Annotated in this window: 12 protein-coding genes; 4 read left to right on the top strand and 8 right to left on the bottom strand. The window is 61.2% G+C overall.

What is annotated here, in order from left to right; translation table 11 throughout:
- Nucleotides 1-47: 47 nt before the first annotated feature.
- A complete protein-coding gene (locus AC1Q7F_RS23015; protein WP_492510888.1) occupies nucleotides 48-1118 on the top strand; it encodes a tyrosine-type recombinase/integrase in 1071 nt (356 codons plus the stop codon).
- Nucleotides 1119-1157: 39 nt separating this feature from the next.
- Here AC1Q7F_RS23015 and AC1Q7F_RS23010 read toward each other — a convergent pair whose 3' ends face one another.
- The 5 genes from AC1Q7F_RS23010 to AC1Q7F_RS22990 form a co-directional block, all read right to left on the bottom strand.
- Nucleotides 1158-2240: an endonuclease NucS domain-containing protein gene (locus tag AC1Q7F_RS23010; RefSeq protein WP_492510887.1), complete on the bottom strand. Its 1083-nt coding sequence runs from the start codon at nucleotides 2238-2240 to the stop codon at nucleotides 1158-1160.
- A 9-nt stretch (nucleotides 2241-2249) separates the two neighbouring features.
- Complete coding sequence (locus tag AC1Q7F_RS23005) at nucleotides 2250-3944, bottom strand: restriction endonuclease subunit S (protein ID WP_492510886.1); 1695 nt, start codon at nucleotides 3942-3944, stop codon at nucleotides 2250-2252.
- Nucleotides 3941-5398 carry a class I SAM-dependent DNA methyltransferase gene (locus tag AC1Q7F_RS23000; RefSeq protein ID WP_492510885.1) on the bottom strand — a complete coding sequence of 486 codons (1458 nt, stop codon included), beginning with the start codon at nucleotides 5396-5398 and terminating at the stop codon, nucleotides 3941-3943. The genes AC1Q7F_RS23005 and AC1Q7F_RS23000 overlap by 4 nt, the downstream gene beginning before the upstream one ends.
- 3 nt (nucleotides 5399-5401) lie before the next feature.
- Nucleotides 5402-7846 carry an EcoAI/FtnUII family type I restriction enzme subunit R gene (hsdR, locus tag AC1Q7F_RS22995; RefSeq protein ID WP_492510884.1) on the bottom strand — a complete coding sequence of 815 codons (2445 nt, stop codon included), beginning with the start codon at nucleotides 7844-7846 and terminating at the stop codon, nucleotides 5402-5404.
- A gap of 318 nt (nucleotides 7847-8164) precedes the next feature.
- On the bottom strand, nucleotides 8165-8575 hold the full coding sequence (locus AC1Q7F_RS22990; protein ID WP_492510883.1) for a hypothetical protein: 411 nt from the start codon (nucleotides 8573-8575) through the stop codon (nucleotides 8165-8167).
- 138 nt (nucleotides 8576-8713) lie between these two features.
- Here AC1Q7F_RS22990 and AC1Q7F_RS22985 point away from each other — a divergent pair, with 138 nt between their 5' ends.
- Both AC1Q7F_RS22985 and AC1Q7F_RS22980 read left to right on the top strand, forming a co-directional pair.
- On the top strand, nucleotides 8714-9352 hold the full coding sequence (locus AC1Q7F_RS22985) for a hypothetical protein (RefSeq protein ID WP_492510882.1): 639 nt from the start codon (nucleotides 8714-8716) through the stop codon (nucleotides 9350-9352).
- On the top strand, nucleotides 9352-10236 hold the full coding sequence (locus AC1Q7F_RS22980; protein WP_492510881.1) for an RNA 2'-phosphotransferase: 885 nt from the start codon (nucleotides 9352-9354) through the stop codon (nucleotides 10234-10236). Before AC1Q7F_RS22985 ends, AC1Q7F_RS22980 begins: the two co-directional genes overlap by 1 nt.
- 281 nt (nucleotides 10237-10517) lie before the next feature.
- On the opposite strand, the gene AC1Q7F_RS22975 is transcribed toward AC1Q7F_RS22980, so the two are convergent.
- Together AC1Q7F_RS22975 and AC1Q7F_RS22970 are read right to left on the bottom strand one after the other, a co-directional pair.
- Nucleotides 10518-11642 carry a hypothetical protein gene (locus tag AC1Q7F_RS22975; RefSeq protein ID WP_492510880.1) on the bottom strand — a complete coding sequence of 375 codons (1125 nt, stop codon included), beginning with the start codon at nucleotides 11640-11642 and terminating at the stop codon, nucleotides 10518-10520.
- A gap of 839 nt (nucleotides 11643-12481) precedes the next feature.
- Nucleotides 12482-14179: a thiamine pyrophosphate-binding protein gene (locus tag AC1Q7F_RS22970; protein ID WP_492510879.1), complete on the bottom strand. Its 1698-nt coding sequence runs from the start codon at nucleotides 14177-14179 to the stop codon at nucleotides 12482-12484.
- Nucleotides 14180-14297: 118 nt separating this feature from the next.
- Here AC1Q7F_RS22970 and AC1Q7F_RS22965 point away from each other — a divergent pair, with 118 nt between their 5' ends.
- Entirely contained in the window at nucleotides 14298-14729 is a 432-nt protein-coding gene (locus AC1Q7F_RS22965; RefSeq protein WP_492510878.1) for an Lrp/AsnC family transcriptional regulator, read from the top strand.
- A gap of 73 nt (nucleotides 14730-14802) precedes the next feature.
- On the opposite strand, the gene AC1Q7F_RS22960 is transcribed toward AC1Q7F_RS22965, so the two are convergent.
- Nucleotides 14803-16332 (bottom strand): class I SAM-dependent methyltransferase, encoded by a 1530-nt coding sequence (locus tag AC1Q7F_RS22960; protein ID WP_492510877.1) that lies wholly within the window; start codon nucleotides 16330-16332, stop codon nucleotides 14803-14805.
- Between the last annotated feature and the right edge of the window lie 109 nt (nucleotides 16333-16441).

Raw genomic sequence — 16441 nt, 5'->3', positions numbered from 1 at the left:
CAATTTGGGACAGTGGTGGGGCAAAGCAGTGTCCCAGCAGGTGCCCCATGGCGTCCGTCGAGAAGCGCGGCCCCTACCAATATCGCGTGAAAATCCGCCGAAAAGGCGTGTCCGAGACCCGAACCTTCGAGACTTTGAAGGAAGCGGAGGATTGGGCGCGAATAATGGAAGGCAAGGTCACTGGCGATGAGTACCAGGACCGTAAGAAGGCGCGGGACACTTCTCTGTCCCAGGCGTGCGAGTGGTTCGAGGCGAATCTCGATCGCAGCAAGGCCGACGCGAAGAATAAGCTGTCCAAACTGGCCTATTGGAAGCGCTCGGAATTCGCCGGCTGGTCGGTCTTGTCCCTTCGGCCGGCCGATCTGATTCGCTGGCGGCGCATCGTCCTTGATGAAGACAATGCCGAGGATGGCGAATGCCAAGGCCCGGCGGCCGAATGTGGATCACAGACGATCGTGCATCGCCTTAACGTCTTGAGTCAGGTTCTGCAGAAATGGGCATTAGCCCATGACCAGCCAGTGACCAGCCCCATCGTCCCGGGGGTACGCCCATCACTCCCGCATGGCCGTGACAGGAGGCTTCTGGATGGTGAGGAAGAACGCCTGCTGTTGGCGGCCGAGGGATCATCACGACCATGGTTGAAGGCGGCGATTCTGATCGCGCTGGAAACCTGTATGAGACAGTCTGAATTGGCAGAACTTACGTGGAGCCGAGTGAAGTTGGATGCTGTGCATCCCTGTTGCGATCTTCTCCGTACCAAAAATGAACGTCCGCGGAGAGTGCCTCTGTCCAACCGTGCGGCTGGTGCCTTTCGCAGCCTTCAGCCTACCGGCACCTCCGGTGCGATCGGTATTCGCACCGTTTTACCTGTGGAGACGGGGCGTGGCATTGCCCATGCCTTCCGGGACGTGGTGTCGGACGAGACATTTCCCGACCTCCGATGGCATGACCTGCGACACGAGGCGGTTTCACGGCTGTTTGAGCTGACGGACCTTCGCGACACGGAAATCATGGCCATTTCCGGCCATTTGCGGCCGGAGATGCTGACGCGCTACACGCATCTGCGCGCGGATCGTCTGGGGGAGCGGCTGCCGGGAGGGGCACAGAACAGACGATAGCTGCGATAGTACCTCATACGCCGAGGTCGCCGGCAGATATCACCTGCTGAGGAAGCGGGCTTTCAGCCGTTCAACCGTCGTCCGCCATTTCGGGGTGGTGGGGCGGCAGACGGTGTTCTGGTTGCCGAACAGGCCGATTTCCTGCACCGCGCGGGTCAGCGGAAGCGTGGCATCCCAGGCCACGGGCACGAACCATTCACACTTTTCCGGGTCATCGGCAAAGGCGCGGTGATAATCGGCCCCGGTCAGGATATCCAGCGCCGGCACGGGCTCGCCCACCCCGTTCAACAGGGTGAAGGCGCTGGCCGGTACGCTGGGGCCGGTAACGCGACCCACGCCGATAAAGCCATGGTCGGGTGATTTCACCCAGATGCGGTCGCCCGGTTTCAACAGGCCCAAGGTCTTGCTGTACCAACTGGCCCCGCCCGCACTGATGAAGCCATGGCGGATGGCATCATCCCAGGACCGGTGCGGCCCCGCGCCGAAGGAGGCGTAGAATTCGCCGTTCCATGGCTCCTTCTCCCCGCCCGCCGGCAGAATGGTGTCGGGGGCCGGTTCCACCCGATCCTTCAACCAGACCCGGCTTAACAATGTCCGGTCACCCAGGGCGAAGACCTGGAAACACAGGACATTGATGGCGATGCCCCGGTCGGCCAAATATGTGACGATGCGTTCGCTGTCGGCGTCCAGTTCCGCCGCCACGATCACCACCTCATGTGTGTGGTTCAGCATCTCTTCGTCCAGGTCGCTGCCGAAACGGGCGCGGAAATCAATGGCCAGATTGCGGCCCGGCGCAAAGCGGGCATGGATGGCGGCAATATCCTCAGGTCTCAACCCTTCCACCCAACTGGCATAATCCAGGGCCTGGGCCACCACATCGCGCGGCGTGCGCTCGCGTTTCAGTTCGATCAGGACAAGGGCCCCATCCGGCGCGATGGCCAGAAGGTCGATGATGCCGCCATGCGCCGTGCGTTCCTGCCGCCCGATCAGCATCCAGGAATCCGACAGGATCTGCGGTGCCGCCACGATCATCTCCTCCAGCACCTTCTCGCTGGGCAGCGTGGCGCGGGAGAGCGGTTGCGGCGACGGCCCGACCGTCCAGATGGCGTGATGGATGCTCATGGTCCGAGTTCACTCCGCAGCATTGGCCAGGGCGGCGGCGGGGGCCAGCGCCGCCTGCAAGGTGGCCTCCAGCAACCGCGCCCGCGTGGCGCTGGCATTGCTCAAGGCCGCCTCCAACGCATCGCACAGGGTCATCAGTTCGTTGACCTTGGCGACGATGCGGCGCTGTTCGGCGAGGGGGGGAAGGGGGATCGGGTATGCACGCACTACCGACATATTTACTCGTGGCGCTGCACCACCGGTCGTCTTAACCAAGGCGAAGTCCGTCACCCACGGGGAGTTGAGACATATTTCGAGGAATTCAGGCAGTATGGCACGCCCAGCACGTAATAACATGAGTCTCTGACCGAGGCAAAGCCGTGTATTTGTCGGAATCCTACAACCAACACCCAATATTCCACCTTCCCTGATATAAAGTATATCATCCGCCATGGGCTCAAGGCGCTCTATTCTTTCAATATATGTCTCTTCATCTACGAAATTTTGGGACGATAAATCAAGAAATCCTGCCTTTACCTGATTTGTCCTTACACATATAGCGCCGCTCTCGGCCCAGCGTGGAGTTGTATGTGGGCAATCCACTATGTGGGAGCAAACTCGAGAAAGAGGCTCGATCGTCCAACCCAGTGGCATACGAAATGCCGCTGCCCGGGCCTCAAACGCTTTGCTGTCATAGGGTTCAGATACACTATCATCTCGGAGTAAAGTCTGATTGGTGCAATCGTCTCCACACTCTTGAATCGTAAGCTTTCCCAAAACGGCCAAATTCAAGGTCGTCTGGCGAAGCTGCTTCACCTGATCCGGGCGAGTGGTGAGGGCCGGAAGGACGTTCAGGGCGAAGTGGGCGTCGGTGGGGAAGGTTTCCGGGTCGGGATTGTTGAGGCGGGCAAGGCTGGCCGCCGCCATCCGGTCGCGCGTTTCCTCCCGCGCCGCCCGCGCCGCCTCCAACTGATCGCACAACGCCATCAACTCATCGACCTTGGCGACGATGCGGTGCTGTTCTGCGAGGGGTGGGAGGGGGATAGGTAGATTTAAGATTACCTCACGAGAAACATTCTTCATTGAGGGGCTAACGCCAGTCGCTCGTTTCGCATAATAATCTCGTGCAAAATCTGCATAATTATTCACAATACATATATATTTTTTATTACAACAATCTGCGATTTTCAACCTTACAATCTTGTCGCTCATCATTAGACGATGGGGCTCAGTCTCGACAATCACAGATTTTGCAACAAGCTCAGAGGTATTGGCGCGAGAGATTAGAAAGTCGCCCTCCGAGATTACTGCCTGCTGCCTAGGTTGCATTCCTGGCAATAGAGCTTTGTTCTCGTTTGGTCGAAAGGAGCCCCATGATACGGCGCTAACCTTCAGAACACCCCAATTGTCGCCACACCTCGGTTGGTCAGTGGTTTTGGGACTCCATCCGGCGTCAGAATGAATCACTAACGCCCCCAGTGTTACCCACCGCCAGGACTCGTGAACCTCGTAAGGCCAACTTTCCCCCTGAACGCTATGCGCGAAATTACGGAAAACTATGCTATTTATAAGGAGTGGCATCGAATCAGCCGGTTCATCCCCCGCATCCTGCGGCACCAGCTTGCCCCGCACAGCCAAATCCAGCACGAAGCGGCGCAGGCGGGCCACCGCGTCGGGGGCGTCAGCGATGCGGTCGTAATGGGCCAGAAGCATCTCGGCATTCATCGGGACAGCGCCTCGGCCAGGATCGCCTTCAACTGGTCACGCAGGCGGGCCACATCCTGTTCCGCCGCGTCCAGATCGGCGGCCAGGGTTTCGGGGTCGCCATGGTCATCAGCCACGGCATGCGGGTTCTTGATATCCAGGTTCCAGCCGCGTTCCTTTACCTGATCCACGGGCACGCGCCAGGCGCGGTCCGTCTCCGCCCGCCCCTTGCGCTTGGCCCCGCCCCACCAATCCGCACAATCGGCCAGATGCTCCTGCCGGATGGGTTTGGTCATGGAATAGGCCTTCTGCCCTGCGGGCACCCGATGTTCCCAATACCAGGTTTCCTGGGTCGGGCGGCCCTTTTCAAAGAACAGCAGGTTGGTGCCGATGGAGGCATAGGGTTTGAAGACGGAATTGGGCAGGCGGACGATGGTGTGCAGATCACACTCCGCCATCAGATGTTCCTTCAGCCGGGTCTTCACCCCCTCCCCGAACAGCGACCCGTCGGGCAGGACCACGGCGGCCCGCCCGCCGGGCTTCAACAGGCGGATGATCAGGGCCAGGAACAGGTCGGCGGTTTCGCGCGTGCGGAAATGGGCGGGAAAATTGCTCTCAATCCCGTCCTCCTCCTTCCCGCCAAAGGGCGGGTTGGTCAGGATCACATCCACCCGTTCGGCCTGCGTCCAACTGATATAGGGCCGGGCCAGGGTATTGTCGTGGCGCACAAAGCTGGGGTCGGCCACGCCATGCAGCAGCATGTTGGTGGTACACAGCATGTGCGGCAGGGGCTTTTTCTCCCACGCGCGCAGGCCGTCCTGCAGGCGGCGTTCATCGTCCGGCCGCTTCACATGCCGGTCGCGCATGTGGCGGATGGCGCAGGTCAGGAAACCGCCGGTGCCGCAGGCCGGGTCCAGCAGCACATCGCCCGGACGCGGGTCGATCCGGTCCACCATGAAGGCGGTGACGGCGCGGGGCGTGTAATATTCCCCGGCATTGCCGGCATTCTGCAGATCATTCAAAAGCTGTTCGTAAATCTCCCCGAAATGCCGGCGCTCGGCCAGATCGTTGAAATCCACGGCAGCGATCTTGTTCACCACCTGGCGCATCAACTGCCCGGATTTCATGTAATTATAGGCATCCTCGAACACCCCGCGCACCACCCGGCGGCGGTCGCCCGGCTGGCCGGTGATGGGCAGGGATTTCAGGGCCGGGAACAGATCATCATTGATGAAGGCCATCAGGGCATCGCCCGTCATCCCCTCCGGGTCCGCCGCCCAGGTTCGCCACTGATACCGGGGCTGAATGGGGGACCGGTATCCCGCCTGCACCTCCTCCAGCTCCTGATCCTGATCGTCGATGATCTTCAGGAAGAACATCCAGCAAAGCTGGGACAGGCGCTGTGCATCGCCATCCACCCCGCTATCCTTGCGCATGATGTCCTGGATGGTCTTGACGGTATTACGGACGGACATGGGTTACGCGACTTCCTCGTAAAGGGCGGACTGAATCTGGGCGACCGCCGCATCGAAATCCGGACGGCCACCGAACTGCCGGAGCAATTGCACCACGGTGCCCATCCGGTCGAACGGGGCAATCTGTAATACCCTGGGATCGGCCAGATCAAGCAAGCCATCATCGCTGTATTTGGCCAGCAGCGCCTCCAGCACGGCGCGGGCCTGGGGGCCGTACTGGGTGAATATGTCCCGCTTCTGCACATTTGCCGCCCGCTCAGCCCGTGTCAGGGGTGGGCGATCAAAGGCGATGTGGCAGATCAGGTCGAACGGGTCCAGATCATAGCCCAATTCCTGGGCCACCAGATCCAGCGGCAGGCCCGCCGCCGCCAGCTCCTCCACCAGTGCCTGTTTGCGCGCCTGGCCGTTCCAGCGTTTCAGGAAAACATCCAGGCTGGTGAAATGGCGTTGCAGGGCCTTGCGCGTGTAATCCCGCAGGCTTTCGGTGACCAGGCGGCCCGCCTCGTCCAGATATTCCACCCGCTCGGCCACCACCTTTGCCGCCACGCCATCGACATAGATTTTGCCATACCGGGGACCGACCGGCGGCAGGGTGATATCGGGCGGCCCGCCCTCCGGGATGGTGTCGTCCGGCCCCGGTGCCTCGGGAAAGCCGCCATCGGTCAGGTCCGGTTCGTCGGGTGGGGTGATGGGATCATCCTCGCCCGGTTCGTAAATCTGGACCGGATCGCCATCAAAGGCCGGATCGGCGAACAGGTTGGTGGCACCGCGGAAATCCATCAGGGTGAAGTAATATTTGTGGCTGTCCTCATGCACGCGGGTGCCGCGCCCGACAATCTGCTTGAACTCCGTCATCGACCCGATCTCCCGATCCAGCACGATCAGGCGGCAGGTCTGGATATCCACCCCGGTGGACAACAGGCGCGACGTGGTGGCGATGACGGGATAGGGCGATTCAGGATCGCGGAAATTGTCGATCTGCGCCTGGCCCTCCGTATCGCTGCCGGTGATGCGCATGACATAGCGGGGGTTCTGCGCGCACAGGTCCGCATTCTCATTCACCATCGCCTGGCGCATGCGGGCGGCATGTTCCTCATCCACGCAGAAGATGATGGTCTTCTGGAACCGGTCGCCGCTGTCGCGCAGGAAATCGCTGACCTTGCGCGCGACCAGCCGCGTGCGCTCATCAATGACCAGGGTGCGATCGAAATCCTTGATGTTGTAAAGGCGGTCCTCGACCTCGTTGCCATCGCGGTCCAGCGTGCCGATGGTGGGGCGATAGCCCTGAACATCGCGGTCGATATGGACCTTGATCACCTTGTACGGGGCCAGGAAGCCATCGCGGATGCCTTGTTTCAGGGTGTAGGCGTAGACCGGGTCGCCGAAATAATCGATGTTGGAGACATATTTGGTTTCCTTCGGCGTGGCGGTCAGGCCGATCTGGGTGGCGGCGGAGAAATGCTCCAGAATCTCCCGCCAGGCCGAATCCGCCGCCGCACTGCCGCGATGGCATTCATCGATGATGATCAGGTCGAAGAAGCCGGGCGACAGTTCACGGAACAGCTTCTGATGCTCCTCCGGTCCTGTAATGGCCTGATAAAGGCCCAGATAGATTTCGTAAGAGGAATCGATGCGGCGATGGCGGTCGACGGCCAGGGCCAGATCGATCTTGGTTCCGTCCGCCCGCTCAATCGTCTTGGCATTGGCGCTGAGTTTCGCCATGGCACCGCCAAAGGGGCGGAAGTCGCCCACCATGGTCTGGTCGATCAGAACGTTGCGGTCGGCCAGGAACAGGATGCGCTTCTTCCGTCCGGCCTTCCATAGCCGCCAGATGATCTGAAACGCGGTGTAGGTCTTGCCCGTGCCGGTCGCCATGACCAACAGCACACGATCCTGTCCCTTGGCAATGGCCTCCACCGCCGCATTCACCGCGTTGATTTGATAATAGCGCGGGGTCCGGCCATTGCCGTCATCGTGATAATCCTGCTGGGCGATCCGCTCCGCCTCCCCCGTCAGCCCCTTCCACGCCGCGTAGCGGGCCCAGAGTTCCGCCGGGGATGGGAACGCATCCAAGGCCAGGGTCTGCTCCATCTCCGCCGCCATGCCGGTTCGGTCATGGAAGATGAAGCCGTCCCCGTTGGAGGAGAAGACAAAGGGGATGCCCAGGATTTCGGCATATTCAAGCGCCTGCTGCAAGCCGGAGCCGACGGCCTGGCTGTTCTCCTTGGCTTCGATGATGGCGAGCGGCAGGTTGGGCTTGAGATACAAAACATAATCGGCGCGTTTGCCCTGGCCACGGCTGACCACCCGCCCCCGCACGATGATGCGGCCAGCGGTGAAACTCACCTCTTCCCGCACTTGGCTCAGCGGGTCCCAACCGGCCTGAAGCAGCGCCGGGGTGATGAATTTTGAGCAGATGTCGCGTTCACTCATATCCCGCTTGTTCATCCGGCGCTCCAGACCCAATCGGATTGGGTGAAAATCATATATCCGCTGCCACGCTAATTGTTTCGCCTATCCTCCCACGAATTGCAATCCGCTGCACCTTGGGTGACTGAGCCGCACGGAGCCGCCGATAGAAGATCTGGACAGTCCAGAGTAAAGATTTCGGTTCACCATGTAGCCATACCTTCATTGCCCGGACCTGCTGCCCTTACTTGGGCCCTAGGGGGTGGGGGTACAGTAACCAAGGAACACCAGCGCAATTAAGAGATTAAATCTCTTTTAATTGCGCTGGTGTTCCTTGGCGAAACGTGACACCGGGAGTCACATGTGACTGAGGAAGAGAAGGTCAAAGGCCGTCGGCATCGTGATTCTGGTCGCATCGGCTGGCATCTTGGTCGGCCGACGCGAACCGCCCATATCAACTTTCGTTCCATCCAAGTCGGTCAGCCTTGTGGGCGGGGCGGTTCCATCGACTACATCACGCGAGAGGGCGATTACAGCAGTCGCGATGACTTGGTGCATGTAGCCGGCGATCCAGACAATCTGCGAGAGGCCATCGCAGCCGTTGACCAGGCTGCCATCTGGCGCCGTGGTGCGACGGCCGAGCGAGTGGCAATCGCGACCGTGATGGAACTGCCTGCTGATGTTGGGCTTGCCGCACACATCCGGGCAGCAGAAGCGATTCAGCACTACTGGCAGGACCAGGGACACGACGCCATCGTCGCTATTCATTATGAACCGGGAAATCCGCACATGCATGTGCTAGCCACGGCCCGCCCAACTTTCCGACGTGGTGGCGGTTGGGAGGTCGATAGGCTGGCTCCGGCTCCGCTTCGCGGCAAAGCCGCTGTGCGGGAGGCTAGGCGCGCCATGACCGACATCGTGAACCAGGTGTGCGGGAGCCGTGTCCGTTTCTGGGGAGGCCGAGACCGGGATATGGATCGTCCTGGCATCGTTGGCCGCAAGCCCGAACGACGCCCGCCCCAGGCCGTGCGCCACGGGCGGCGACCGGATGATCCCGAGCAGATCCTGATGGCTCGGAAACATCACCAGGAGGACCGCGAACAGGCCAAAGTGGCGAAGCAGGGCAACCGGGCCCTGAAACGCCAGAAGGCCCTCCAGCGCGTCGAAAAGGCCGGTGTGCCGGTGCGTGTCGTGACTACACGGAAGGTCCGCGACAACAGCATACGATCCGTCGTCAGCGAGGCGTACTTGCATGAGGTCCAAGCCGAGAGCTTCAAGGCCGGGCGAAAGCATGGGCTTAAGGAGCGCCCGGCACCGCCACCGCTGCCCATGCTGACGGAAAAGCAGACGGCATGGGTGATCGACACTCACCGGAAGCTGGATCTTGAATTGGCGGCCGACTGGTACACCACAGCTGAAGGCCGGGCAGCCGCGTTCGGTGTGGTCAGAGGCGCATCCAGGCTGTCTGAGTTGACAAAGCAGCCAGCAGCCACGCCAAGCCCGCAGGCGCCTAAAAAGCCCATTCGTGGCTGGGAGCGTGAGTGATGAAATTGCCCTGCGTCGTTTCGAACCGTATCAGAGAATGGATGCTGACAAGAGCATTCATGGGTCATGCATTGACACTGCAGAGACTGATGACGGACCATTCGATCCATGTTTCACGCTCATTCTGGGACGGCAGCTTCCTTGTTCCCAAGAGGTGCGGTAAAGGATGGCCGGACCATCGGTTGAACATGTTCCACCACGTTCCGGCACTTCTGCATCTGCCTCCGCATCGACCGCCGCGCCTGCCGTCAGGTCAGTCACGACGCCGGCTGCTGGGCTGTCCACTCATTGTGCTTGCCGGGTTAGTGAAATCTTGCTTCGATAAATTGCTGATCGGAGGAGGGGCCGAGAGCATGAGCAAGGAGAGCAAGTTCCTATCCCGCGTCCTGCGCCACGAGCCGGAAGCCGCCGGCCTGGTACTAGGCTCTGGGGGCTGGGTGCTGGTCGAAGATTTGCTGCGCGGAATGAAACAGGCTGGCCATACCATGACCATGGACGATCTGCGCCAGATCGTAGATGCGAATGACAAGAAGCGCTTCACCCTCTCAGATGATGGCTGCCGCATCCGGGCAGCACAGGGTCATTCAGTCCCCATAAATCTCGCGTTGCCGTTAGCGGTTCCGCCGGCAGAGCTGTTTCACGGAACGGCGGCAGCGTTCCTGGACGCGATCTTTGCAGAGGGGCTAAAGCCTGGCCGTCGTCAACATGTCCACCTGTCAATGGACATGGCTACAGCTATCCGCGTCGGTCAACGTCACGGTCGCCCTGTGGTGCTGCGCATTGATGCCGCCGGCATGCATACGGCCGCGCATTCCTTCTGGCAGGCAGACAACGGCGTTTGGCTAACAAATGCCGTGCCACGCGTCTTCATTGGTTTCGCGTAGTCTGCCGGATCAACCAAGCCGGAATCCCCGGTAGGTCTACGATTTGGTCTGGCCTCAGGCCAAAATCATGGCTGCCACCTGACGAAAACGTCAGCATTACATTCCGTAATGGCCAGATCTCGACATACTCGGCCGCTGGCCCTTGAGTAGTTTTGTTTTCGCGGTCCGTCATGTCTTCTCCCGTTATATAGCTCGCGGCGTGCCAGACACCAAACCAATAGCTTATGACCATATCATAGCCATTTCCCCGTACAGCTGCATGATCCGATGCGGGCCGCCCATCAGTTTAGGTTTCGCCGCTTTTCAGCTTCGATACTGGCCCAGATATCAGGCTGTCCCGCAGGTGCCTCCAGCAAAGAACGGGACCAACCGACCGGATTGCGAACAGTGGTCCCCTTATAATCGGAGCGTGATTTTAGCAGCGCCAACGCGATGATCGCAGCCACGCCGAGAGCGCCGTGACGCGGGACAGCATTTAGCCAGATATCGACGGGAATGCCGAGCCATGCCCGCCAGTCATCGGCGATTCGAAGTAACGTATGACGGTCTGGACTATGTGGCCCATTCAGCGGCCAACCCTCACGGGTAAGGGCAGCGTCGAAGTCGGGTGACACCACCCTGATTTGCCGAATCGCCCGCGCCCAAGAAGGCGTTGGAGTAAAATGCCCGATACCGCCCCTGCGCTCGATTTTCTGCTGTTGTGGAGCCTTTTGGCTCCCGCCAGCGAGCCATTTCCTCGGCAATCCACGTTTACCAACAGCAATGCCGGTGGAGTTGATGTTGACCGGTTTCGCTTCAGTAGTTCGGATGCGCAGTACAGAATCCTTTTGAGGATTTTCTGTAGCTGTATATGGGGTGTCAAAATCGTCACCCCCGGGTGACAAATCTGGCAAGGGAATTTCATCGTCGCCAATGCCGACTGTGGATAAGTCGATGCCGTCGTGCGGCCGGCCGCCGAACAGGGCCTGGATGCGCTGGCGGCGTTCATCGAGCGTGGCAATGAATGGGCGTAGATCAATCCCGTCCCGGTGGCCCAGTACGGTGTATCGGCGCAGGATCATCTGCTGTGCTTCCAGCTGTGCTAAGACGCGCATGACCTTGCGCTCCGACCAATTGGTCATCGTGACCATACGTCGGGTGCCGACATATGAGGTCGGTTTACCGATGCGCCAAGTTTCCTTGGCGCTCAACCGGAAGAACAGCCGAAGGAGACGGCTGCAATCGCTATCGATTTGTGGATCGAAATCCAATGCCGACATGCACTCGCGCCAAAGGGCGCGCAAATCTACAGGAGCAACGGATTCGGCCAGTCGCACCAGACTGTCAAAATCAGAAGCTCTGCGGCAGCCATTCACTTCCACTCGCAGGGTAATATCAACAATAGGGGTTTGCATCTCGGAGTGCATCGATTCACTCCGCCTGTACTCGCCTTTTCACCAACTCAGCTTTGCTTGGACGTCCTCGGCGTCTCGATTGCTTCTGCTGAATTTGACTATCCAGGAAAGCTTGTACGTCATCAGCCCGAACGATGACTTTCCGCCCGACGCGGATGACTTGCAGCTGTCCGTTTGCTACTAACTTATCGAATAGGCGCAGGCTGAGCGGGAAAAACTGAGTAATTTCAACGCGTGGAAAATATGCTGGCGCCACCATTGTGTAGGTCTCCGGCTAAGGACGACCAGGGTTGGCTCTGGCTTATTAGGGGCTCCCATTCCCCCTGCACCCCCAACGTTTCCTTAGGCACGCGGGCGCCCTCGACTTTTGCAGGTTCGACTCTCCCGAAGGCACGACACCAAGCCTGGTCACGCGCAAGCAGCAGGCCCTATTGCCTACGGCCCCCCATGTTACGCCACCTAGGCATCAAGTCGATCGGCGGGTCGTTGACCAAGCCAACCGCGGATCCTATACCAACACAAATACAGTGCCGGAACGGCCCTTCACAACAGGACCGGACGCGCCATGAGCTGGACAAAGAATGTTGGAGCAGCAGAGCGGCGTCAACAATTATCGTTGGGACAAATTGGGGCATTTCACATGCAGTTCGGTGCAGCCAAAGGCAGCGCCGTGCAGACCAACCGTCAGAAAAACAATGGTTTATCAACTACCCCCAGAGAGAGCCTAGCCCAAAGACCGGCTTCCCAAGCTTACGACGAGGGTTCGATTCCCTTCACCCGCTCCAACGATTTTCCGGTTTTGTCGATGATGACCAACGGCGCCCGATCGGGCGCCGTTGTCGTTTCAGGCATCATGCCCCCGCCAGCGCCTTCTCCCGGATGCCGGCCAACGTGCTGGTCGGCGTGATGGCTTGCGGGTCCAGGCGTACATGCACCAGGGCCGGGCGGCCACTGGCGATGGCGGCGTCGAAGACCGCCTGGAACGCGCCCGCCTTCTCCACCGTGAACCCCACCCCGCCATAGGCCCGCGCCAGGGCCGCGAAGTCAGGGCTGTAGAGATCCGTGCCCAGCACGCGACCGGGGAATTCCCGCTCCTGATGCATGCGGATGGTGCCGTACATGCCATTGTCGATCACCACCGCCACGATGGCCGCGCCATGCTGCACGGCGGTGGCGAATTCCTGGCCATGCATCAGGAAACAGCCATCGCCGGCCAGGGCGACCACGGTCTTTTCCGGATGGCGCAGCTTGGCGCCCACGGCTGCCGGCAGGCCATAGCCCATGGACCCGCTGGTCGGTGCCAGTTGCGTGCCATAGGCTTGGTACCGGTGGAACCGGTGCAGCCAGATGGCGTAGTTGCCGGCACCGTTGCACATCACCGAATCGGCCGGCAGGGCCCGCAGGGCGTCAACCACTTCCGCCATCTGCACCGGGCCGGGATTGGGCGGTACATGGTCGGTCCAGGCGCGGTAGGCCGCCCGCGCCCCTTCCCGCCAGGCGGCACGGGGCGCCGGCACTGGATGCGTCAGGGCGGTCATCGCGGCAGAGACGAAGGCGCGCGGGCCAGCCTGAATGGACAGGCGGGCCTGATAGACGCGGCCCAACTCCTCCACACCGGGATGAATATGGACCAGTGGCACGCCCGGATCTGGAATGCCCAGCAACGCATAGCCCTGCGAAGGCACCTCCCCCAGCGTGCCGCCCAGCATGATCAGCAGGTCGGCCTCCTTCACATGACGCAGCAGGGCCGGGTTGGCGCCAAAGCCCAGGTCGCCGGCATAGGCCTCGCTCATGCCATCGACCAGCATCTGGCGACGGAATTCCACGGCCAGGGGGATCTGGTGTGCTTCGGCGAAACGGGTGAAGGCGGCAGCACTGTCGGCGTTCCAGCCGCTGCCACCCAGGATGGCAAGGGGCCGCTCGGCGCCGGACAGCAGGCGGGACAGTTCCGCCATCGCGGCGGGATCGGGAAAGGCCTCGGCGGGCGCCGCAACGGGTGCGTCGGCGATGTCGGACAGGTCGGCCAGCATATCCTCGGGCAAGGCGATGACCACCGGGCCCGGCCGCCCCTGGCTGGCCACGCGGAAGGCGCGGGAAACCAGTTCGGGGATGCGGGCCGCGTCATCGATCTCGACCGCCCATTTGGTCATGGAGCCGAAGACCGCCGCATAATCCACCTCCTGGAAGGCACCGCGATGGCGCATGTCGCGCGCCACCTGACCCACGAACAGGATCATCGGTGTGGCGTCCTGCTGGGCGATATGGATGCCGGCCGAGGCGTTGGTGGCGCCGGGCCCGCGGGTGACGAAGCAGATGCCCGGCCGGCCCGTCAGCTTGCCCTGGGCCTCGGCCATGATGGCGGCCCCGCCTTCCTGGCGGCAGGTGATGAAACGGATATTGCTGTCATGCAGCGCGTCCAGAACCGGCAGATAGCTTTCGCCCGGCACGCCGAACACCATGTCGACCTTCTGCCCTTCCAGTGCCGCGACCAACAGGCGCGCACCCGTGCGCCCGCCATGTCCTCCCGTACCCGTCCCGAACTTTTTCATGCTTGTCGCCTCTTGCTTGGCCTGCCGCGAGTTTGTGAGGTAGAACCGTCGGAATGAAGCACCGGATTGTGCAATTACCCTATGCCTTCTGGTCGAAACGTAGGTCAAGGCCGACGCAATGCAGCTTGATGACAAGGATACGGCCCTGCTGCGCCTGCTGGAGGCCGATGCCCGCATGCCGGCGGCCACGCTGGCCCGGCGGTTGAAATTGTCGCGCACCACGGTACAGGCCCGCATCGACCGGATGGTGGCCAATGGCATCATTACCGGTTTCACCGTTCGCCATGGCGACGCCTATCGTCGCGCGCTGCTGCAGGGCATTGTGATGATCACCGTGGCGCCCAAGCAGACGGCCGCCATCGAAGCCAAGCTGCGCGCCATGCCGCAGGTTCGCGTCCTGCATTCGGTCAGCGGCGGTTACGACCTGATGGCCACGGTTGCGGCCATGGAAATTGGGGAACTGGATCAGACCATCGACGCCATCGGCCTGATGGAAGGGGTGGAGCGCACCACCTCCTCCATCATCCTGTCGACACGGGTAAACCGCTGATACCGGCCTGCGGCGGGGGTACCTTATTGCAGGCCGGCCCGGTATGTCGGGCGCCCCTGGGACCTGCATGGCATCAGATGATCTGAAGCCTTTTCAGAACCGGCCAGGTCTCAAGCATGAAGGCGGCCTCGCGGCGGCGAAGTTCGTCCAGATTTTCCCCTGCGTCCATGATCATCTGACCATCGCGGACGAAACGCTGGCTGTGCGCGCTCATATGTGCCCAGACCGATGCTGCGGGATCGGCAGCGCCGGCCAGATGCGCCGACAACAGCATCTGTGTCGTCTGATCCAGGGGTCTGCCGCCGCCCGTCAGGGGCGACGCCAGGAAGCCGATATCCGCTGAAAACCGGGCGCAGGCCATCACGGCCCGGTTGAAACGGTCGGTGTGGACCTTGGCGGCGGCGGCCTGTTCCGGGGCCACGCAGGGATGCGCATTATCCTGCGAGACGAGGATGCTGAGGGCCTGGCAAATCTGGCCGAAGGAAAGATGGGGAAGTGCCGCCGCCAGTTCCCCGACCGTGACGGGTCCATGCGCCAGTTTCTGGATAATGGGCGCATAGATCTCCGAACTCAGCGTCATCTGCCCCAACGCTGTCATCAGCTTCAGGTCCAGCAGGCTGGATTCGGACACCGTCAGAATGAAGGATGTCTGTCGCCACATCGTCTCGGCAAGGGGGCCCGCAAGAGGCAATGGCCCTTTGACGAACAGGTCGCGCCGGAATTGCTGGTTCAGGATGTAATCCTTCAGCCCCTCGCGCCTTGTCTTGTTCTCGACGCCGTTCAACAGGGCCAGTTGCGCCTCGTTGAATTGCAGGTTCTCGATTCCGTCCAGAAGGCGTGCCACCGCGATCCAGGTCAGCTTGGCCGCCGTCAACTCCTCCACGACATCGGCGTGATAGAAGGGGGTCCAGTCGAGGTTGAAATACTCATGCGCAACATAGGCGCGCGTTTGGCCGCTGATATGCTTGATCCGGTCCGCCATGCCTGAATTTTGCAAAAAATACCGGGCATCGCCCTTGACCAGCGCCTCCGCGGCTTTCAGCGCCTGGTCGATCCGGACCAGAATCGGCGCATCGCTGCCCGCCGCATGGTCCACCAACAGCCGCCGCAGCGGCATGATCGGCGCCCATCCCGGCAAGGTATTATAGGAAATATAGACCAGCCCGCCGACCCGCAGCCTTCGAGCGATGAACCGCACGATGGCCTCGCGATTCTGCACGCTGATCCAGCTATAGATGCCGTGCAGGACGATGATGTCGAAATCGGGCAGGTCTGTGCGCTCAGCCATCTCCGCGAAGCTGCTGTCCAGGAAATGGACATTGGCGATGCCGGCCTCCGCCGCCAGCGCGCGAGCGCCGGCTATCTGTGACGGGTTGAAATCATTGGCGTAGAACTGGATATGGGGATTGGCGGCGGCCAGCAGGTTGGTCGTAAAGCCCTGACCGCAGCCCAACTCGCAATAGGTCAGCGGGCGGGCCGGGTCGGGGGATGTCTGGTTGACGGCAAGGGCGGCCAGCGCCATCAGATTGGGGGTCAGTTCCCGGTAGAAACCGTGGGTATAGTTGATTTCCGCAACATACCCGTCCGACCAGTTGCTCCACATCAGCCATCACCCTTCATTCAGGCGCCCTGGCTGCAGGGCGGCCCGTTCTGCCAACGGACATTCCGGCTGCGCCGGGGGGGCCCCGATCCCGGTCCACCCCTGCCGGCGA

Source organism: Niveispirillum sp. GW835-FHT14G11, from assembly GCF_058793615.1.
The sequence above is the reverse complement of the archived record's forward strand: the minus strand, read 5'-3'. Positions and strand labels throughout refer to the sequence as shown.